Source organism: Chryseobacterium sp. KMC2, assembly GCF_016756935.1.
In the GTDB taxonomy this organism is placed as follows: domain Bacteria; phylum Bacteroidota; class Bacteroidia; order Flavobacteriales; family Weeksellaceae; genus Chryseobacterium; species Chryseobacterium rhizosphaerae.
Genome location: NZ_JAESIT010000056.1, coordinates 1 through 717 on the forward strand (window position 1 = coordinate 1; position 717 = coordinate 717).

Below are 717 nucleotides of genomic sequence, written 5' to 3' on the forward strand. Positions count from 1 at the left end.
CATGGGTTTTTATCAGATAATTTGCCAGGCGGTTTGAACGCTCATTAAGTTCTTTATAGCTTAATTTAACATCTCCATAAACCAACGCAATCGCTTCAGGAGTTCTTGCTGCCTGAGATTCAAATAACTCAGGAAGTGTTTTATCTGAAACTACAGAATCTATCACATTCCAGGACTGGATGAGTTTTAGCTGATTATCAGAAACATAATGAAGATTATCTGTTGTGATTTTCTTATTTTTCAGGATCTGATCTAAAAGAGTTTCCATTCCTTCAATCAACTGCTGTATCGTTTGTTCTTCAAAAAGAACGCCTTCATAATTGATCTTAACGGTTACACTATCTCCCTGTTCCGAAGCCATAATTCCCAATGGATAATCAAGCTTCTCTACAGAGTCCATGAATACAAATCCCAACTCATTACCCTCACCTCCCTTAGGTACCGGATAGTTCTCATACACAAATAAGCTGCTGAAAATCCTGCGTCCATCATGGTGCAATGCTGCAAGGTTAATGTCACTGTGCGTATTGAGCTCACTTATTCTATTCTGAATCTCTGTGATCTGATCCACAACTCGCCCATCTTCATGGCTCACAATCAATGGCAGCGTGTTGATATATAATCCCGCTGAAGATTCTATCCCATCAACCGGTAAGCTTCTTCCTGAAACCGTTGTCCCTACAACACTCGTCCCTAAACCACTGTAAATACTCAGCT

1 protein-coding gene is annotated in these 717 nt (G+C 40.0%); it reads right to left on the reverse strand.

Annotated elements, in window-relative coordinates; genetic code table 11:
* A partial coding sequence (locus JML65_RS23765) for a condensation domain-containing protein (RefSeq protein ID WP_202272626.1) occupies positions 1–717 on the reverse strand: 717 nt, incomplete at both ends.